Raw genomic sequence first — 19,010 nt, forward strand, 5'->3', positions numbered from 1 at the left:
GGCGCCTTTTCGAAAGCCTCAGGAAAGCTCAGTACTGTGAAGTGCTGTTGCCGCCACCACGCAGGGCGAGCTGCGAATTGTACGGGGAGTCGCCGTGCTTCGGCTCGAGCACGACAACGATGGTGCCGACCTTGACGCGGTTGTAGAGGTCGATCGCGTCCTCGTTGGTCAGGCGGATGCAGCCCGAGGAGATCGAGGCACCGATATATTCAGGCTGGTTCGTACCGTGGATGCGGAACAGCGTGTCCTTGCCGCCCGAGTAGAGATACATCGCGCGCGAGCCCATCGGATTGTCCGGACCCGGCGCCACATAGGTCGGCACGCCCAGACGCGAGATTTCGCCGGGGGTCGGATGCCAGGCCGGCCATTCGGTCATGCTGCCGATCTTGGCGATGCCCGACCAAGCCATTGCTTCTTCGCCGACGGTAATTCCGTAGCGAATCGCCTTGCCGCCATCCATCACGTAGTAGAGGTAATGATTGTCGGAATCGACCACGATCGAGCCCGGCGATTCCTTGCGGTGGTAATCGACGATGGCGCGGCGAAACGGTTCGGCGACGGGGGTGTTTTCATACCGAATTTTGGCAAGGAGTTCCTTGTCCTTCGGCTTGAAGGCCTTGGTATCGGTCGCCTCGTAATGCGTGGCCTGCATGCAGCCCGACAGCATCAGGCCGGCGGCCAAAATTCCCAACTTAACTTTCAGCGACGACATTGGCAGGTTCCAATCGAAACAAATACCCATGCGCAGACCCTGAGCTTACCGCCCAAGTTCCACGATTCCGATGGAGCTATTATCGGTTGAAACCTGCCACAATTCCAGCTTTTAGGGCTTTATCCCGCGCTGCAAGGCCCAAGCTGTGGCTTTTTTGCCGCAAGTTTTGAGGCCCTGCGGTCATTTTTGGGCAAGAAATGCCCTGCTCTCGGTTCCGCGCCATGGTTACGCCACCGGCCGGCCACAAATGCAAACACCTCGTTAATGTGATTGTCATCCTGCACCTGTCAGAATCGCGCTAAGGGCCGTAAATCGGCCTTTTCGGTCCCCCGCTGGAGTTGTTCATGTTTTCGGTGTTCGTTCCCTCCGAGTCCTCCCTGAAGAAGGCCGTCGTCGAAGATCTCGCGGTGCTGCCGGAGAACGCGGTGTGGATCGACCTATTCAATCCCACCGCCGCCGAGGACAAGGCGGTGGAACGGCTCGCAGGTATCGCGATCCCGACCCGGGAGGACATGCAGGAGATCGAGATCTCCAGCCGCCTCTATATCGAGAACAGCGCGCGCTACATGACGGCGACGCTGATGTGCCACTCCGATACCGACATGCCGCGGACCACGGCGGTCACCTTCATTCTCGGCGATCATCGCCTGGTGACGGTACGCTACGATCTGCCGAAGCCCTTCGCGCTGGTCGAGGCCAAGCTGGCCCGCTCCTGTACCCCCGCCATCACCGGCGAGATGGTGCTGATGGAACTTCTGGATGCCGTGATCGACCGCTGCGCCGACATTCTGGAACGCTGCGGCGCCGACATCGACCAAGTCTCGCACGACATCTTCGAGCCCGAGAGCGAGCGCCACGGTCACGCCAAGCAATATTCCCAGATTCTGATCGCGATCGGCCGCAAGGGCGACCTGACCTCGAAGGTTCGCGAAAGCCTGGTGTCGATCGGCCGCGTCGTCACGTTCCTCTCGGCCATCGTGGAGGGCGTGAAATGGTCCAAGGACATGCGCGAGCAGCTCAAGACAATGCAGCGCGACGTGGCTTCATTGACCGACCACGCTTCGTATCTCTCCAACAAGATCACCTTCGTGCTCGACGCCATGCTCGGCGTCGTCAATCTCGAGCAGAACAACATCATCAAGCTGTTCTCGGTGATGGCCGTGGTCCTGATGCCACCGACATTGATCGCGTCGATTTACGGCATGAACTTCAAGGCGATGCCGGAGCTCGAATGGGCGCACGGCTATCCGATGGCGCTGGTGATGATGATCGCTGCGGCGATTGTTCCGTACTGGATATTCAAGTGGAAGAAGTGGCTGTGAGATAGCTACCGAACTGTTACGCCGCTCACGGAGAGACGGTGAACGCGCGTTGTGAAATGTGGCGCTACGTAGACCGTAGCTGGGTCACATTCTCTGCCTCATTTCCTCAGCTAAAATTTGAGCGTTGGGCTGAACGTTTGGGCGAAACTTGTCTGCGATAAGCAGCGCGTAAGCCGCGAGGAACAGCCATGGTTGAAAAACGCATAACGACGCCCCGCAACGTCATCGATCTGGCGAGCTATCGCCAGGTCCTGGCGAACGGCAAGGCGTCGTCGATGTCGGCACGGCTGTGCCGGCACTGTGGTGCTCCGCTGCTCGATGGTGAGAACGACGACGACTGCTCGACCGCATTCAATGCAGCCGCTCCGCGGCTGCGCGAGACATCGCGTCGGATTCGTGCCGATTGAGAAACGGGAGGGGTTAAGGCAATCCGGGTCTTGCGGCGGCTTTGTCTGGATTGCCTTGCTTCCGTCCCCAAACACGGATCATTCTGGGAAGCCCGCCGCATCGCCGTGCAATTCCAGCGCCCTTAGCGCCTCACGATCTCGGCCACGGCTAGCAGCGTTTCGGTAATCACACCGTCGCGGCAGAATGGCCTAAGACGCTCCTCGACATCGCGCAGCATCGCCTCGACGTTGTCACCCAATGCTCCGGGCGATGACGAGGAAAAGGTGAGCACACGCCGCGCCAGGTCACTTACGCTGATCTCGTGCCTCGTCTCGACCCTGATCACATCCGCTACCGTGAATGCGCTGCCACGGAAGAACGTCGGCAGGTCGCGGTGTGTTCGCTCGCCGCGGCCAGCATCCTCCCAGAGGCCTGCCGGCGACCAGTTGCGGCGCACTGCATTGTAATCGTCGAGCCACGGATTGCGGCCATCGGGGGTTGAAAACGATGCGCAGATGGCGATCGCGCCGTCCTGCGCGACCAGCCGCTCGAACACTGCAAGGATAGGCGTACGATCCATCCAATGCAGGGCGCGCCCGATCGTCACGAGGTCGAAGAGGCCGATGTCGGCGGGAAGCATCTCGGCTTTGCCCTCGATCAGCCCGAGATCCTGGCCGGCGCGCGCGGCCGCACGCCGTGCGGCATCGAGCATGTCCGGTTCCGGGTCGACGCCGACAATGCGGCCGACATAAGGCGCGAAGCCGAGCGCGAGCAATCCGGGCCCGGTACCGAGGTCGATCAGCGCGGATCGCTCGGTGAGGGCGAGCCTCTGCGCGACGCTCCGAAAGAATTCCGGCGGATAGGGCGGCCGCAGGTTCTCGTAGAGCGCCGCCGTAGTCGCAAACCGACCCATTGCTTCGCCCGCAGTCCTTTCCTCACCTACACGTGCTGGCCGCCGTTGATGTGAATCTCGGCGCCGTTCACGTAGGACGACGTCTCCGTGCATAACACGTAGATGATCTTGGCAACCTCGTCGGGGGTGCCGAGGCGGTGCATCGGGATTTGCTGGTCGACGATCTTTTCGGTGCCCGGCGACAAGATCGAGGTGTCGATCTCGCCCGGCGCGATCGCGTTGACGCGCACGCCGACGCGGCCGAAGTCGGAGGCCATCTCGCGCGTCAGCGCGGCGAGCGCGGCCTTCGAGGTGGCGTAGGCCGCCCCCGCAAAGGGATGCACGCGCGAGCCGGCGATCGAGGTGACGTTCACCACCGATCCCCTCGCCGCCTTCAACTCCTCGATCAGCCCGCGCGCCATCATGATCGGCGCGAAGAAGTTGACGTGGAAGACATGCGTCCAGGTGTCGAGATCGGTATCGACCGAGCCCAGCCTGGAGCCGCCGGGGCCCTTCGGCGAGATTGCGGCGTTGTTGACGAGCGCATGCAGCGTGCCGTCTTCGAGCCGGCGCCGGATTTCGTTGATTGCGCGCGCCGTGTCCTCGGGATCGGCAAGGTCGACCTGGATGTGATCCTCAGGGCCGGCGTCCCATGGGCAGTCTTCCGGAAACGGATGCCGCGAGCAGGTGATGACGCGCCAGCCCGCCGAGGAGAAGCGGATCACGGTGGCGTGGCCGATGCCGCGACTCGCCCCGGTCAGGAGCAACGTGCGGCGTGGCGCATTGGACGAATGCGGCATGGAGGTCTTTCGGCTCAGGGATACATCCGCGTCTTGGACCATGGCTGGCCCGCCGCGTCACGTCGAAATTCGATGCGATCATGCAAGCGGAATGGGCGGTCGTGCCAGAACTCGATACGCAAGGGCGCGATGCGCCAGCCGCTCCAGCCCGGAGGCCGCGGCACCTCGCCGATGACGTATTTGGCAGCGAACTTCGCGATCGCCTGCTCGAAGGCGAACCGGCTCTCCAGCGCCTCGGACTGCTTGCTGGCCCAGGTGCCGATCTGCGCCTGCTTGGGGCGGGTGGCAAAATAGGCGTCCGCTTCGGCGTCGGTCACCGGCGTCACGTTGCCGCGGATGCGCACCTGACGACGCAGCGACTTCCAGTGAAAAAGTAACGCGGCTTTAGGATTTGCGGCGAGTTCGCGGCCCTTCTGGCTCGCGATGTGGCTGTAGAAGACAAATCCGTTGGAATCGAAGCCTTTCATCAGCACCATGCGCACGTCGGGGAGGCCCTCCGCGTCGACGGTCGAGAGCGCCATGGCGTTCGGATCGTTCGGCTCGCTCTTGATCGCCTCGTTCAGCCAGGCCTCGAACAGCGCGAACGGCTCGTCGGCGGCGGTGAAATCACCGGATGTTAAGGGTGTCTGGTGTTTCATCGAGGTCGTATCGGTCATGTCTGGAGTCCGAGTTGCGTTCCGCGGCCCAAAACGCGTTGTCGTCCGCTTCTGCCCTATATAGGGCATGGGGCAGCGTTGGCCTATCGGCGATCCGGCCCTCCAGCCTCGTCATGACAATGATTCTAATCGGGCTCGGCACGGGCGGCTGTAGTTTCTCCCGCAATGACGGGGGCATCCTTGCCAAGGGGCCGTTCGCCAAGATGGACGAGAGCGACGTTACCGGCTCGATCACCTCTCGGGCGCCGACCGAGAGCGATCTCGCCTTCGCCCGCAACGCTGCCTCCGACGTGCTGAGCCAGGGCGACAAGGATGCCAGCCAGCACTGGGAAAATCCGGAGACCGGCGCACGCGGCTCGGTGACTCCGATCGCGCAGTCCTACGCTGCCGAGGACGGTCGGAAATGCCGGGATTTCCTGGCCAGCTACGTCAACGGCCGGACTGAAAGCTGGCTCCAGGGCGCCGGTTGCCAGAGCGGCCATGGCCGTTGGGAGATTCATACGCTAAAGCCATGGCGGAGCTAGGATTCGCTCCGCGACCTAGTTGCAAAAATGCCACGGGCACCCCAGATGATCCTCAGACGGGGGCGGGGAGCCCTTTTGACACTATCGATTTCCGTGAAGGGAGACGTGACGGATGCGCGACCCCTATGAGGTCTTGGGGGTGCCGCGGAGCGCCAACGCTGCCGCGATCAAGAGCGCCTATCGCAAGCTCGCCAAGAAGCATCATCCCGACAGCAACAAGAACGACCCGAAGGCAGCCGAGCGCTTCGCCGAGATCAACACTGCGAACGAGATTCTCGGCGACGAGGACAAGCGCAAGCAGTTCGATCGCGGTGAGATCGACGCCGAGGGCAAGCCGCGCTTCCAGGGCTTTCCGGGCGGCGGGGGCGCGCGCGGGCGCGCTGGCCCGGGCGGCTTCGAATATTCGTTCCGCTCGGGCGGCGGTGGTCCGGGTGGAGGTGCGTTCGAGGACATCCTCAACAGCATGTTCGGCGGCGCGGCGCGCGGTGCGCGGGCCGGTGGCGGCGGACCCCAGTTCGAGTTCGACACCGGCGGGGTCGGGGTCGATCTCGACCTCAACGTCGCCATGACGGTGTCGCTTGAGGAGGCGGTCAATGGCGGGGACAAGCGCGTCCGGCTGCCGACCGGCAAGGAGCTCAACGTCAAGATTCCGGCCGGGGTCACCAGTGGCCAGCAGATCCGGCTGAAGGGGCAGGGCGAGACTGCGCCAGGCCATCCGCCGGGCGATCTGCTCATCACCGTCACCATTGGCCCGCACCCGTTCTTCAAGGTTGATGGCGCCGATTTGCGGATCGATCTGCCGGTCACGCTCTATGAAGCGGTGCTCGGCGGCAAGGTCCGCGTGCCGACGCTCGGCAATGCGGTGGAGCTGACGATCCCGAAAAACACCTCGAGCGGCCGGACTTTCCGGCTGAAGGGCAAGGGCCTGCCGAAATCAGGCGGAACCGGCGACCTCTTCGTCACCACCCGCATCATGCTGCCGGACGGGAACGATGCCGAGCTTGAAGCATTGATGCAGAAGTGGCGGGACCAGCACCCCTACAATCCGCGTAGTGGGCTCGGCTAACGCATGGATCGGGACGAGCGGGGCGCGCTTGTCGAAACGGATCATGCGCTCGCAGAGAGCATTCTTTCAGCAGGTAATGCTCCAATAGACGCATGGAGCGCGGTAGCGCTTCGACGCTATCGTGTCCGGCGTGCCGGCTGCCGCAATGCAGCCGCGAAAAGAGTGCGGCCTCGAGAGGGGGACCAGCGCGGTACCAAAAACCCCAATCGAGGCCGCCTGCGCCGATCGGCGGATCGAACGCTGCTCATTTTCGCGTGATCATCCGGTGCGATAATGAGACGTGTCGATGTCTTCATTCCAAATTTTCAATGACCGAATTTTGGCGAATGCGCCTTTGCGTTGCTCAGGTGCCGTTCTTCTCCGCCTGGTCGTAGACGGCGCGCGCCACCTTGGTGAGCCGGTCGCGGTCGCCACCGCCGCTGACGACATAGCCGACGCCGCGGTCGGCCCAGAATAGCGCGCCGTCCCTGTCCATGGTGGTGTAGCGCATCTGCGTCTCGCCGGCCTTGGTCTTGGCGGTGTAGATCGTGAACCGCTCCCCAGAGGCTCCCTCATACATCAGGAAGGAGGCCGGGCCGTTCGGTCCCGGCAGCAGCCGGCCGCCGACGAGCTTGAGCCCGCTCGCCTCGAGGTTCGGCGCGAACACCGTCCAGCCGCAGCGCTTGGTCAGCCAGGCCTGGAGATGGTCGCGCTCGTTGCCGGGGACCTCGACGGGGTGGCGGACCTCGACGACATAGAGGCGGTGGGCGTCGAGCGCGTCCTCGGTGAAGCTCTGGAAGGTCGAAGGTGTATTGGCGGCGCCGTGCGCTACCCAGCCGGCCGCGCCGCCGGCCATGAAGGCCAGCAGGGCCGCTGCCGCGGCGCCATAGAGCCATTGCTTGGGGCGGCGCTCCAGCCGTTCGAGCTCCAGGCGCGTCGGCACCGGCTCCTGCGCGACGGCGTCATAGCGGGCGTGCAGCAACTCGGCCATCGCGCGCCAGGAGTTGACCCGCTCGGCTTCCTCGGGATTGGCGGCAAGCCAGGCCTCGACGTCGGCGCGGCGCTCGGCCGGCAGTTCGCCGTCGACATAGGCGTGCAATTCGTCCTCGGTCACGGAAATCCTGCGCTCGGTCATATCGCTCGTCTCTGACTCGGACCCGTCAGCCCGGAATATCGTTCGTCGTTCAAATCCGTTCGTCCCCGCTGTGTGCACAGGGCGCGAAAATTCCGATGTATGGACCCTGCCATCATTTCACCCGCCTCAGCGCCGGCCGCTCGCCGTCCAGCGCCGCCTTGATGTGGGCCCGGGCGCGCGCAAGGCGCGACATCACCGTGCCGATCGGCACGCCCTGGATGTCCGCGACTTCGCGGTAGCTCAGGCCTTCCAGCATCACTAGCAGCAGTACCGAGCGCTGCTCCTCCACCAGCGTCGCCAGCGCCTTTTCTATGTCTCGCCCTTCGGCTTCCGTCCCGCTGGCGTCGGGATTGTTCTCGGAGAGCTGCATGAACTGCGGTCGCCTCGCGAGCGAGCGACGGCGGTTCTTGTTGAGGTTGGTCAGGATCGTGTAGAGCCAGCTCCTGACGTCGCCCCCGAGAAACAGCCGCTCCGAGCGCAGCGCCCGCACCAGCGTGTCCTGCACCAGATCGTCGGCGATGTCGGCGTCGCGTGCGAGCGCACGAGCATAGCGCCGAAGCGCCGGGATCATGGCTTCAACACTCTGGCGAAACGCGCTCATGCCCCTCGATTGTCCTTCACCTTCGGCGCGAGCGCCTTCACTGATCATAACACCCGAATGGAACGGCTATTCCGGCAACCGAAACAGCGTTAACGCGGCGGATTAGGACTGTACCGCAAGGAGGCGCTGGTGTACCTCCAGACCTCAAGAACCAGCTCGATTGGATGACAGGCATGGCGCAGAATTCGGGTCTGATGCAGGGCAAGCGCGGGGTGATCCTCGGCGTTGCCAACAACCGCTCGATCGCCTGGGGCATCGCCAAGGCATGCCACGCTGCCGGCGCCGAGCTCGCATTCACCTATCAGGGCGACGCGCTGAAGAAGCGGGTCGAGCCGCTCGCCGCCGAGATCGGCGGCCTCGTGCTCGGCCATTGCGACGTCACGGACGCTGCGACCATCGACGCGGCGTTCGCGGTCGTGCAGGGGAAATGGGGCAAGATCGATTTCGTGGTGCACGCGATCGCCTATGGCGAGCAGCTCGACGGCCGCTATGTCGACACCACGCAAGAGAACTTCACCAAGTCCATGCTGATCTCCTGCTACTCGCTGACCGCGATCGCGCAGCGCGCCGAGAAGCTGATGACCGACGGCGGCTCGATCATCACGCTGTCCTATTACGGCGCCGAGAAGTGGATGCCGCATTACAACGTCATGGGCGTGGCGAAGGCCGCGCTGGAGGCCAGCGTGCGCTATCTCGCCGCCGATCTCGGCGAGAAGAACATCCGCGTCAACGCGATCTCGGCGGGACCGATCAAGACGCTCGCCGCCTCCGGCATCGGCGATTTCCGCTACATCCTGAAATGGAATGAGGTCAACGCGCCGATGCGGCGCAACGTGACGACCGAGGACGTCGGCGGCAGTGCGCTCTATCTCCTGTCCGACCTGTCGCGCGGCGTCACCGGCGAGGTGCATCACGTCGATTCCGGCTACCACGTGCTCGGCATGAAGCGGCCGGATGCGCCGGACATGGCGCTGGGCGGGAAGGACTAACTACCGTCCGACAATGCCCGCGCCCACGATCTACTACCTTCGCCACGGCGAAACCGAGTGGAACGCGCTCGGGCGCCTTCAAGGCACACAGGACATTCCCCTGAACGCGCGCGGCCGTCGCCAGGCCGTGCAGGCCGCCGGCATCCTCGCCGATCTCTTTGCGCGCGAGGGTCGCGACAAGGCTTTGCTGCCCTATGTCTCGAGCCCGCTCGGGCGCGCGCGCATGACCATGGAGCTCGCGCGCGGCAAGCTCGGCCTGCCGGTTGCCGACTATTCGCTCGACGACCGCCTGCGCGAGATCGGCTACGGCGCCTGGGAGGGACTGACGCTGCCGGAGAGCGAGGCTGCCGATCCGGACGTCTACGCGCGGCGCCTGGTCGACAAGTGGACGGTGGCGCCCTCGAACGGCGAGACCTATGCCGACGTCCAAGCCCGCATGCGCGAATGGTACGACCAGCTCCGGACCGACACGGTCGCAGTCGCCCATGGCGGCACCGCGCGTGCCCTGATGGTGACGCTCGGGCTGGAGACGCCCGCGAGCGCCGCCGAGCTCTATGTCGAGCAGGGCGTCGTTTACGTGTTCCGAGACGGCCGCCTCGAGAAGCATGGTTAACCTGGGATACCCACCCCCGGCGGGCATTTCGGGTTCCGGCAAAAAAGCCGCAAAACAACCCCATGCAAAGTAGCCAATGGGCGGGTTGTGACCGCCCCGCGGCGCGGTCGCGAGGCGCCATTTGACCCTCCTTCGAGGGCGCGTTACCACTCGCCGGAACCGATCCAGCGAGCAGCGATGTCCTTCAACACCTTCGGCCATATGTTCCGTGTCACCACCTTCGGCGAGAGCCATGGGGTGGCGATCGGCTGCGTGGTCGACGGCTGTCCGCCGCTCATCCCGCTCGTCGAGGCCGACATCCAGCGCGACCTTGATCGCCGCCGGCCCGGCCAGTCGCGCTTCACGACCCAGCGCCAGGAGCCGGACCAGGTGAAAATCCTCTCCGGCGTGATGGCGCATCCGGAGACCGGCGAACAGGTGACCACGGGGACGCCGATCGGACTTCTGATCGAGAACACCGACCAGCGCTCGAAGGACTATTCCGAGATCAAGGACAAGTTTCGCCCCGGCCACGCCGACTTCACCTACGAGGCCAAATACGGCCTGCGCGACTATCGCGGCGGCGGGCGCTCCTCGGCGCGCGAGACCGCGATGCGCGTCGCCGCCGGCGCCATCGCGCGAAAAGTGCTGCCCGACGTGACCGTGCGCGGCGCGCTGGTGCAGATCGGTCCGCACAAGATCGATCGCGCCAAATGGGACTGGGACGAGATCGCCAAGAATCCGTTCTTCTGTCCGGACAAGGACAAGGCGGCGTTCTTCGAGAGCTATCTCGACGGCATCCGCAAGAGCGGCTCCTCGATCGGTGCCGTCATCGAGGTGGTAGCCGAGGGCGTGCCGGCAGGATTGGGCGCGCCCATCTACGCAAAGCTCGATTCCGATCTCGCGGCCGCGATGATGACGATCAACGCGGTGAAGGGCGTCGAGATCGGCGCAGGCTTCGGCGCGGCCGAGCTCTCCGGCGAAGAGAATGCCGACGAGATGCGCACCGGCAATGACGGCACGCGCTTTTTGTCCAACCACGCTGGCGGCGTGCTCGGCGGCATCTCCACCGGACAGCCGGTGGTGGTGCGTTTCGCGGTGAAGCCGACCTCGTCGATCCTGCAGCCGCGCCTGACCGTCGATCGCAAGGGCGCCGACACCGAGATCTTCACGAAGGGCCGCCACGATCCATGCGTCGGCATCCGCGCGGTTCCGGTCGGCGAGGCCATGATGGCCTGCGTGCTTGCCGACCACTTCCTGCGCGACCGCGGGCAAGTCGGACGTTAACGTCCGACGCCAGCCGCCCGCGCGGCTTGACGGGGCGCAAGGTTCGCCCGCAAATTGTGGCGCCATGGATGCAAGCGAAATCAACGCCATCACCGACTGGCTGATCGACGGCGCGCGCTCGGCGCCGATGCCGAGTCAGATGATGGCACAGGCTTGCGAGCGCATGGTCGCAGCCGGCCTGCCACTGTGGCGGGTCGGCGTTTTCATCCGCACGCTGCACCCCGAAATCTTCGGTCGCAATTTCATCTGGCGGCAAGGCGCTGCCGAGGTTGAGGTCGGCACGGTGGATTTCGAGATCCAGGAGACGCCGGAGTTCAAGAAGAGCCCGCTCAGCCTCGTCTTCAACCAGGGCCTCGAGGTGCGTGGCAATCCCGACAGCCCCGGCGACGTCGAGCGCTTTCCGTTTCTCGGGGATCTCAAGCAGGAGGGCGCCACAGACTACGTCGCGATGCCACTGCGCTTCCTCGACGGTACCGTCCACGCGATGACCTTGACCACCAAGCAACCCGGCGGCTTCAGCGATGCGCAGGTTGCGGCGCTGCGCGCGCTGACGAAACCTCTGACGCGCATCACCGAGATCATCACGCTGCGCCGCACCGCCACGACGTTGCTCGATACCTATGTCGGTAACCGCGCCGGCGAGCGCATCATGGGCGGCCAGATCCGCCGTGGCCACACTGACACCATGCAGGCCGTGATCTGGCTGTCGGACCTGCGCGGCTTCACCGCGCTGTCGGACCGTCTGCCGGCCGAGACCGTGGTCGAGATCCTCAACCAGTATTTCGACTGCCAGGTCGCCTCGATCCGCGCCCATGGCGGCGAGGTGCTGAAGTTCATGGGTGACGGCCTGCTCGCGGTGTTTCCAATCGACGAATACATCGGCGACGCGAACCACGTCTGCGCGCGCGTGCTCGAGGCCGCGCGTGAGTCCCGCTGCAGCGTCGATGCGCTGGCATTTCCGGTCGGCGAGGCGATCGAGCGCTTCCGCTTCGGCGTTGCGCTGCATGTCGGCAACATCCTCTACGGCAACATCGGCGGCGGCAACCGTCTCGACTTCACCTGCATCGGTCCCGCCGTGAATCTCGCGGCGCGGCTGGAGAAGATCGCCGGCCGCGTGGGGCGGACGGTGGTGGCCTCCGAGAATTTCGTCCGCGCCTGCGGCGCCGCGTGGTACGAGCTTGGCGAATTTCCGATCGCGGGGTTCTCCAAGGCGCAGCTTGTGTATGGGCTCGCTGACGAAGCGCCGGTGGTGATGGCGTAGGCGTGTCCTGCGGACTGGGCCCGACACATTGCCGCTACAATGGAAAGGGTATACTATTCGTCATTGCTCAGCCGGTACGACACACCGGCCTTTCGTTCGATCCTGCATTGCGTCGCGAAAACAGGAGCATCACCATGCCGATTACGACGCTGAAGGTCTTGGCGAGCCTCATACAGCTGCATGGCCCAGGCGCAACAATTCAGAGCGACCATCAGGGTATCGACGCATTGCTGAACGATCTGCGTGGGCAGGGTGCGGAACAAGGCGTTGCCGCCGGCGACCCCGTAGTGACTCAGGCCGCTTTCCGACGAGGGGCTTTTGCCAAAGGGCCGAACGCTGGCGCCTTTCGCAGAGGGGGATACGCTCCCGGCGTGGGCGCGTTCCGCCGAGGGGGATTTGTTCGAGGATACTAGGTAGGTCCTTCAACCCCGTCTCGGTGTCGGCATGTCGGCTGACGGTTCAGATTTAACCGCCTTCGAGGATCAGCCGATCACGCAGTTGCTGGTCAAGGTCGCAACGCGATGTAACATCGACTGCTCCTATTGTTACTGGTTCCGCGACGCATCCGTTTATAGCAAGCCCAAGCTGATGAGCCCTGATGTGCAGCAAAAGTTGCTGCAACGCATCGAGGAGCACGTCGTCAGATACTCCCTCGGCGATTTTCCCATCATTCTGCACGGCGGTGAGCCGTTGCTGTGGGGCGTCGAGAACTTCCACCGCTTTGCCGAGGCCTGCGAAGGCATTTCATCACGGACTGGCTGCGACATACCCATTGCGGTCACGACCAACGGCGTGTTGATCGATGACGAATGGCTCGCCTGCTTCGAGGCCCGCAACATTTCGGTTGCGATCAGCCTGGACGGGCCGGCACATATTCACGACCTCCATCGCAGGACGTTTCAGGGTACGGGCACCCATGCCGGCGTGGAGCGTGCCGCGCGCATGCTGGTATCGCGCGACATTGGCGTCATTGCCCTGGCAGTCTGCAATCCCGCTTACGCGCCGCAGCAATATGCCGATTTTTTCGCCGCGTGCGGAATCTCCAACTACGACATCATGATCCCTGACGCGACGGTGGACGAGAAGCCGCCATCCATTGCCGCATTCTACGAGGGTCTGTTCGACCTGTGGCTGAAATCGAATCGCGAGGCGCCGACGACCAATATCCGTATCATTTCCGACATGATCACGGCCCTGCTTGGCAACGATTCACCGACCGAGGGCGTGGGCCACAAACCCGTCGAACTTTGCACCGTCATGACGGATGGCACCGTGGAGGCCCACGATGTGCTGCGGATTGCGGGCGACGGCTTCACGAACACCAAGTTCAACATCTTCGATCATGCGATCGACGAGGTCAGGAACGAGCCTCGCTGGAAGGCCGCGCGCGATGCTTCAATCAATCTTTGCGCGAAATGTCGCCAGTGCAAGTTCATGAATGCCTGCGGGGGAGGCTACCTTCCGCATCGTTTCTCCAAAAGGAACGGCTACGACAATCCGTCGGTCTATTGCGACGATCTCTATTCGATGTTCGAGACCATGCAGTCCGTGCTGGCGAGCCATCTCTATGTCAGCAAGCCAGGCGGCGAGCGCGTCAATCTGCCCGATACGTTGGCTGGCGCCTAGCGGACCGCGCGAGCCGTGGGAGCAAAGTTGGAAATGCCTCAGGCCTCTGGTCATCGCGCTTTGGGACACGGAAGCCCACGCTAGGTCGCAACGGGCGGTCCAAACCATGTGCTGAGCGCGTCGGCGAGCCCCGACCGCGTCCGGTCGCCTACCCACGCCACATGTCCGTCGGGCCGAACCAGCGTGGCGTCGGGCGCCGCTACTGCGCCGATCACCGGAAGCTCCCAAGTCGCGGCGCACCTTGCATCGATCATCTGAACTCGATCCTGCCACGGCGCGATGTCGAGGCCGACGGGCTCACCAAAGTTGAGCAGGACCGGTCGTGCATCGTGCAGAAGACTGAAGACTCGCAGCGAGCCGTTCGCTGTGACGAGATCGAGATCGGGCATGCGGCGTCCGAGCAGCGGATGTCCCGCGCCGAGATCGTAGCGAATGTCGAGACCCGACATCATCGCCGCGACCCGCTTGCGCGGCTCGTCCATACCGAGCAGCTCGGCTACGGCCTCGCGCAAGGCCTCGACGCGGTCGTCGTATCGAAGCAGCGCGGTCTGCGCCATCGTGTTGCGCAGGACGCGCGCGGCGACCGGGTGGCGCTCGGAATGGTAGGTATCGAGGAGCGTTTCCGGCGAGGTGCCCTTCACCACCTGCGCAAGTTTCCATCCCAGATTCACCGCGTCTTGCACGCCGATCTGGAGGCCCTGTCCCCCCATCGGCGGATGCAAATGTGCAGCGTCGCCGGCCAGCAGGACTCGTCCGCTCCGGTAGGACGCTGCCTGCCGCGTCATGTCCGTGAATCTGGAGATCGAGGTGGGGCTGTGGATCCCGTAATCGGTTCCATAGACCGCGATGAGCGCCTCGCTGAGATCGCGCAGCGTGGGCTCGACGGTGTGCCGCGTGTGCCGTTCGGTTACCATGACGCGTACCGGGCCGTTCTCGAGGCGAGAGAAGGCATGGATGCCGCTGTCATCGCGGCGAAGACCCCATTGCGGCTCCTTGGCCGTCTCGATCTCGGCGAGCAGGCAACTGATCGTCGGATCCCAGCCGGGGAAGTCGATATTGGCACCTTTCCGGACTGCGCTGCGTCCGCCGTCGCACCCGACGAGATAGTCCGCCCGCAGCGAATGGCCATCGGCAAGTGCGATGTCGACGCCGGTCTCGTCTCGCGCGATACCGGTTACCTCGCGCCCACGATAGATCGCCACTCCCAATTCATCGACCCAGCTGGCGAGGATGCGCTCGATCTGGTTCTGCCGCATCGCGAGCCCATAGGGGTGCCGGGTGGGAAAGTCGCTGATGTCGAGACGGATCCAGGCGAAGCCCGCGACCTGCGCCACCTGACCCTGTGCAAGGAACCGGTCGGCCAGTCCACGTTGATCGAGGACCTCGATGGTGCGCGCATGCAGTCCGCCCGCGCGCGAGCCAATGAGATCCTGGTTGACGCGCCGCTCGACGATGGCGACGTCGACGCCCGCCAGCGCCAGCTCGCCTGCCAGCATCAATCCCGTCGGACCTGCTCCGACGATCACCACCGCATGCCTGGTCGACAGCAATTCAGTCATTCCGCGCTCCCGTAGGTTCTGGCTTGGGCCGGCGGTTCTACGGGATGGTCGGGGTCTTGAAGCAAGCCCCTTGCGCGCTACATATTTGAGTGGGAGGTAACAGTGTTGCCGTCCTCCGTCCGTCCGCGACAGAGCGGAATTTCACCAGATCAGTTTATCGTAGCGTCTTTCTGTCCCTCGGCCGTCAGGCCTGGGTCCGGGCGCTAATCGGTGCGCTTCAGATTATCGCGCAGCTTCAACTGGGCTCTGCAACTAACTGCGATCCCTATGGATATACGACTGCGTCAAGCCGTGCGTCAGGATCGTCAGGGTGATCCATAGCCGCAACATGGCGAAGCTGAAGATGAAGACGAAATAGATCAGGTTCTGGATGAACTGGCTCGCGAGTGCACCAGTGCGGCGATCAATGCGCTCCAGAAGCGTCCGATATGGGTGAACTGGTCAAAGGCCATGCCGTCCAGCCCGGCCATCGACGCAAACGCGTGCGGCAGACTGGCACGCTCTATTCCTCAGGCTCGGTCGTGAACAATAGCGGATAGCCCTTGGCGCGGCCGGCGTCGGTGGCGCGCGTCGCCTTGGTCTCGGCGACGTCCCTGGTGAAGACGGCGACGACGCAGGCCCCGAGCTTGTGCGCGGTGATCATGACCTTGTAGGCCTGATCGGCCGTCATGCGAAATTCGGCCTTCAGCACCAGGGTGACGAAATCGCGCGGCGTGAAGTCGTCGTTGAGCAGGATCACCTTGTGCAGCCGCGGCCGCTCGACCTTGGTCTTCGTCTTGGGCTTAGGCTTGGTGACGGTGTCGTTCATTCCGCCTCCGAAACACGCCTCGGGTTCCAGCCGCGGCGCTTAAGGCGCGGCCTTCGCACCATATTGCAGGACCTGCACCTTCTCCAAGGTGACCAACCCGCTCGACATCATGCCATCCAGGATGGGCAGGAATGCGTTGATGTTGTCCTCGCTGTCGACGATCTCGATCACCAGCGGCAAGTCCTCCGACAGCCGCAGGATTTTCGAGGTGTGCAGCCGGCTCGATTTGCCAAAACCCATCGGCCCGCGCAGCACGGTGGCGCCGGCAAGGTGGCGCTCGCGCGCGCTGATCACGATCGCTTCATAGAGCGGCTTGCCGTCGAAATGGTCGTTCTCGCCGATGAAGATGCGGAGCAGGACGGCCTGACGGGGAATCTGCATGATCAGCTCCTTTTCAAGCGGTTGTAGCGGCTCGCCATCATATGACCGAGCCACACCGACGCCAGCCAGCAGATGAGGGAGGCGGCGATATAGGCCAGCGCGGTGTATTTCATGCCGCCATGGAACAGGCGGAAGGTCTCGAGGCTAAAGGTCGAGAAGGTGGTGTAGCCGCCGCAAAAGCCGGTCATGACGAACTGCCGGTGCTCGGGCCGCGCCAGCACGCGACCGTCGGGGCCGGTGAGCGTCGCATAGAAGCCGATGATGAGGGATCCCGTGGCGTTGATGAACAGAGTCGCGAAGGGAAAGCCGGGACCGGTGTCGAGCAAGAGCCCGACGAGCCAGCGCGCCAGCCCGCCGATGATGCTGCCGGCCGCGACCCAGGTATAAAGCAGCGCAGTGCGCCAGCGGTCCTTGGAGGTGAGGGTGGTCATCGCCTCTAGCCTCCGAGCCTGTCAGCAAGCAGGAAGCCGCAGGTCACCGCGGTGAGGCACAGGCCGACCGAGAACACGATGTTGCCGAGCGCGTGAAGCTGCTCGCCATTGCGCGCGAGGGTCAGGGTCTGGAGGCTGAAAGAGGACACGGTGGTGTAGCAGCCGAGGAAGCCGGTCACCGCGAACAGCCATGGCGTCGGCGCGGCGAAGATCGAGCCCGGATGGGTCGCCAGCGCACCGAAAATGCCGATCAGGAAAGCGCCGGTGACGTTGATGGTCATGGTGCCCCAGGGAAACGTCTCGCCGAAGCGCCGCGCGATCGCGCCGGATAGGAAATAGCGCGCACAGCCGCCGAGCACGCTGCCGATTACGATTGCAAGAACACCGCTTACCACGTCGAATGATCCCCCAGTTTTTCCATCAATGCCCCGCCGGTCTCGCGAAGCTCAGCCCGATCGCAAGCAGTCCCGCAAGCGAGATCAGCGCAAAGCCGAGCCCGGCGAGGAAGGTGCCGGCCGGCCCATAGACGTCCCATAGCGCGCCCGCGAGTATGCTGGCCGCCAGCGTCGCCAGCCCCGTGAACAGATTGAAGTAGCCGAATGCGGTGCCGCGTAAGCTTGACGGCGCGGTATCGGTGACGAGCGCCGCGAACAACCCCTGCGTCAGTCCCATGTGCAGGCCCCACAGCACGACGCCGAGCGCGAGGCCCGCAAGGCTCGGCAGCAGCGCAAGCGCGAGATCAGCGGCGGCGAGACAGACGAGCCCAAGCGCCAGCAGTCCGGTGCGGTCGATGCGGTCGGACAAGACGCCGGCCGGATAGGCCGAGAGCGCATAGGCGATGTTCATCAGCACCAGCACCGCCGGGACCCACATCGCGTTGAGCCCGATATTCTGCGCCCGCAGGATCAGAAAGGCTTCGCTGAAGCGCGCCAGCGTGAACACGATGCCGACCGCCACGACGCGCCAATAAGCCGTACCGAGCTGCCGCATCGCCGCGGTGTTGAGCGGGTTTCGCGACGGCGCGCGAACCCCGTCGGGCTCGGGTTCGCCGACGGCGAACGCGATCAGGGCAAAGGAGAGGAACGCCGGCAGCACCGCGACCCAGAACACGGCCGTGAAATTGTCCGCCGTCCACCACATCAACCCGATCGCCGCAAGCGGCCCGACGAAGGCGCCGATGGTGTCGAGCGACTGGCGCAGGCCAAAGCTCGCGCCACGCAAATGCTCCGGCGCGATGTCGGCGATCAGCGCATCGCGCGGCGCCCCGCGGATGCCCTTGCCGACACGGTCGATGAAGCGCGCCGCAACCAGCCATTCGGCGCTGGGCGCGAGCGGAAACAGCGGCTTGGTGCACGCGGCGAGCCCATAGCCGAGCGCTGCGAGCAGCTTGCGCCGGCCGAGCCAGTCCGACAGCGCGCCGGAGAAGATCTTCGTGATCGAGGCAGTCGCCTCCGCGATGCCCTCGATGATGCCGACCGTCATGGTGGAGGTGCCGAGCACCGTGACCAGATAGACCGGCAGCAGCGCGTGGATCATCTCGGAGGAGACATCCATCAGCAACGAGACGAAGCCGAGCACCCAGACTCCTCTGGGGATCGCAGTCAGGGCTGAATTTGGCGCTGTCGTCACGTCTTGCCCTTCGCGTTCAGGCAACAAAAAACCCGCCACCGGCGGGTTGTCCATGCTCCCGCCGAAGGCGAGGCTTTTCAGAATGCCTCACCTTAAGCAGGAATCATCAGCCCATACAATCTGACATCGTCGAGCGGGTATCGGGGGACTCCATCCCCATCTTTGCGACGAGCCTAGCATGGAAATCGCGCCGCACAATAGGGTGCGGCCTTTGCTTCCACGTCCACTGTCATTCCGGGTTCAGCTCTGCGAGCCGCCCCCGGAAAAAAGAGTGCTCGGGATGCGCGAAGCGGCGCGACCATGGCGGAGCTGCGGCAGCTTTGCGCTAGAGCATGCATCCCTAACTCGAATGTGAAGCGAGGGCGATCTTCGC

At 64.1% G+C, this 19,010-nt stretch carries 21 protein-coding genes and 1 riboswitch; of the genes, 9 read left to right on the top strand and 12 right to left on the bottom strand.

Going from position 1 to position 19,010, the window contains the following annotated elements:
• Positions 1 to 28 precede the first annotated feature (28 nt).
• Positions 29 to 712, bottom strand: coding sequence for a L,D-transpeptidase (locus Q3C01_RS38450; RefSeq protein WP_458150513.1), 684 nt, complete (start codon positions 710 to 712; stop codon positions 29 to 31).
• Between the two features lie 344 nt (positions 713 to 1,056).
• Here Q3C01_RS38450 and Q3C01_RS38455 point away from each other — a divergent pair, with 344 nt between their 5' ends.
• Together Q3C01_RS38455 and Q3C01_RS38460 are read left to right on the top strand one after the other, a co-directional pair.
• Entirely contained in the window at positions 1,057 to 2,034 is a 978-nt protein-coding gene (locus Q3C01_RS38455) for a magnesium transporter CorA family protein (RefSeq protein WP_458150514.1), read from the top strand.
• A gap of 188 nt (positions 2,035 to 2,222) precedes the next feature.
• Positions 2,223 to 2,441 (top strand): hypothetical protein, encoded by a 219-nt coding sequence (locus Q3C01_RS38460; protein WP_458150515.1) that lies wholly within the window; start codon positions 2,223 to 2,225, stop codon positions 2,439 to 2,441.
• A gap of 122 nt (positions 2,442 to 2,563) precedes the next feature.
• Here the strand turns inward: Q3C01_RS38460 and Q3C01_RS38465 are convergent, their stop codons facing one another.
• Genes Q3C01_RS38465 through pdxH form a run of 3 tightly spaced genes read right to left on the bottom strand, consistent with a single transcriptional unit; the run spans position 2,564 to position 4,769 of the window.
• Entirely contained in the window at positions 2,564 to 3,334 is a 771-nt protein-coding gene (locus tag Q3C01_RS38465; protein ID WP_458150516.1) for a class I SAM-dependent methyltransferase, read from the bottom strand.
• Positions 3,335 to 3,360: 26 nt separating this feature from the next.
• A complete protein-coding gene (locus Q3C01_RS38470) occupies positions 3,361 to 4,113 on the bottom strand; it encodes an SDR family NAD(P)-dependent oxidoreductase (protein WP_458150517.1) in 753 nt (250 codons plus the stop codon).
• A 14-nt stretch (positions 4,114 to 4,127) separates the two neighbouring features.
• Positions 4,128 to 4,769 carry a pyridoxamine 5'-phosphate oxidase gene (gene pdxH, locus Q3C01_RS38475; RefSeq protein ID WP_458150518.1) on the bottom strand — a complete coding sequence of 214 codons (642 nt, stop codon included), beginning with the start codon at positions 4,767 to 4,769 and terminating at the stop codon, positions 4,128 to 4,130.
• A 113-nt stretch (positions 4,770 to 4,882) separates the two neighbouring features.
• Here pdxH and Q3C01_RS38480 point away from each other — a divergent pair, with 113 nt between their 5' ends.
• Both Q3C01_RS38480 and Q3C01_RS38485 read left to right on the top strand, forming a co-directional pair.
• Positions 4,883 to 5,293: an RT0821/Lpp0805 family surface protein gene (locus tag Q3C01_RS38480; protein ID WP_458150519.1), complete on the top strand. Its 411-nt coding sequence runs from the start codon at positions 4,883 to 4,885 to the stop codon at positions 5,291 to 5,293.
• A gap of 112 nt (positions 5,294 to 5,405) precedes the next feature.
• Positions 5,406 to 6,359 carry a DnaJ C-terminal domain-containing protein gene (locus Q3C01_RS38485; RefSeq protein ID WP_458150520.1) on the top strand — a complete coding sequence of 318 codons (954 nt, stop codon included), beginning with the start codon at positions 5,406 to 5,408 and terminating at the stop codon, positions 6,357 to 6,359.
• Between the two features lie 343 nt (positions 6,360 to 6,702).
• Here Q3C01_RS38485 and Q3C01_RS38490 read toward each other — a convergent pair whose 3' ends face one another.
• Complete coding sequence (locus tag Q3C01_RS38490) at positions 6,703 to 7,473, bottom strand: anti-sigma factor family protein (protein WP_458150521.1); 771 nt, start codon at positions 7,471 to 7,473, stop codon at positions 6,703 to 6,705.
• A gap of 112 nt (positions 7,474 to 7,585) precedes the next feature.
• Complete coding sequence (locus tag Q3C01_RS38495; RefSeq protein ID WP_449378652.1) at positions 7,586 to 8,074, bottom strand: sigma-70 family RNA polymerase sigma factor; 489 nt, start codon at positions 8,072 to 8,074, stop codon at positions 7,586 to 7,588.
• A 173-nt stretch (positions 8,075 to 8,247) separates the two neighbouring features.
• Between Q3C01_RS38495 and fabI the strand changes: the two genes are divergently transcribed.
• The 5 genes from fabI to Q3C01_RS38520 all read left to right on the top strand — a co-directional run bounded on the left by fabI (position 8,248) and on the right by Q3C01_RS38520 (position 13,829).
• Positions 8,248 to 9,063 (top strand): enoyl-ACP reductase FabI, encoded by an 816-nt coding sequence (gene fabI / locus Q3C01_RS38500; RefSeq protein ID WP_458150522.1) that lies wholly within the window; start codon positions 8,248 to 8,250, stop codon positions 9,061 to 9,063.
• 13 nt (positions 9,064 to 9,076) lie between these two features.
• Positions 9,077 to 9,676 carry a histidine phosphatase family protein gene (locus tag Q3C01_RS38505; protein WP_458150523.1) on the top strand — a complete coding sequence of 200 codons (600 nt, stop codon included), beginning with the start codon at positions 9,077 to 9,079 and terminating at the stop codon, positions 9,674 to 9,676.
• Between the two features lie 177 nt (positions 9,677 to 9,853).
• Positions 9,854 to 10,942, top strand: a complete 1,089-nt coding sequence (aroC, locus tag Q3C01_RS38510) for a chorismate synthase (RefSeq protein ID WP_458150524.1) — start codon at positions 9,854 to 9,856, stop codon at positions 10,940 to 10,942.
• 64 nt (positions 10,943 to 11,006) lie between these two features.
• Positions 11,007 to 12,203: an adenylate/guanylate cyclase domain-containing protein gene (locus Q3C01_RS38515; protein ID WP_458150525.1), complete on the top strand. Its 1,197-nt coding sequence runs from the start codon at positions 11,007 to 11,009 to the stop codon at positions 12,201 to 12,203.
• Between the two features lie 444 nt (positions 12,204 to 12,647).
• A complete protein-coding gene (locus tag Q3C01_RS38520) occupies positions 12,648 to 13,829 on the top strand; it encodes a radical SAM protein (RefSeq protein WP_458150526.1) in 1,182 nt (393 codons plus the stop codon).
• A gap of 80 nt (positions 13,830 to 13,909) precedes the next feature.
• Here Q3C01_RS38520 and Q3C01_RS38525 read toward each other — a convergent pair whose 3' ends face one another.
• The 6 genes from Q3C01_RS38525 to Q3C01_RS38550 form a co-directional block, all read right to left on the bottom strand.
• On the bottom strand, positions 13,910 to 15,388 hold the full coding sequence (locus Q3C01_RS38525; protein ID WP_458150527.1) for an FAD-dependent monooxygenase: 1,479 nt from the start codon (positions 15,386 to 15,388) through the stop codon (positions 13,910 to 13,912).
• A gap of 502 nt (positions 15,389 to 15,890) precedes the next feature.
• Positions 15,891 to 16,196 (bottom strand): ATP-dependent Clp protease adapter ClpS, encoded by a 306-nt coding sequence (clpS, locus tag Q3C01_RS38530; protein ID WP_458150528.1) that lies wholly within the window; start codon positions 16,194 to 16,196, stop codon positions 15,891 to 15,893.
• A gap of 39 nt (positions 16,197 to 16,235) precedes the next feature.
• Complete coding sequence (locus Q3C01_RS38535) at positions 16,236 to 16,577, bottom strand: DUF190 domain-containing protein (protein WP_458150529.1); 342 nt, start codon at positions 16,575 to 16,577, stop codon at positions 16,236 to 16,238.
• A gap of 2 nt (positions 16,578 to 16,579) precedes the next feature.
• Positions 16,580 to 17,008, bottom strand: coding sequence for a fluoride efflux transporter CrcB (gene crcB / locus Q3C01_RS38540; RefSeq protein ID WP_458150530.1), 429 nt, complete (start codon positions 17,006 to 17,008; stop codon positions 16,580 to 16,582).
• A gap of 5 nt (positions 17,009 to 17,013) precedes the next feature.
• Positions 17,014 to 17,403, bottom strand: a complete 390-nt coding sequence (gene crcB, locus Q3C01_RS38545; RefSeq protein ID WP_458150531.1) for a fluoride efflux transporter CrcB — start codon at positions 17,401 to 17,403, stop codon at positions 17,014 to 17,016.
• Between the two features lie 25 nt (positions 17,404 to 17,428).
• Complete coding sequence (locus Q3C01_RS38550; protein ID WP_458150532.1) at positions 17,429 to 18,691, bottom strand: MFS transporter; 1,263 nt, start codon at positions 18,689 to 18,691, stop codon at positions 17,429 to 17,431.
• 36 nt (positions 18,692 to 18,727) lie between these two features.
• Positions 18,728 to 18,804: riboswitch (Fluoride riboswitch) on the bottom strand.
• Positions 18,805 to 19,010: the final 206 nt, after the last annotated feature.

This window comes from Bradyrhizobium sp. UFLA05-109 (assembly GCF_054185165.1).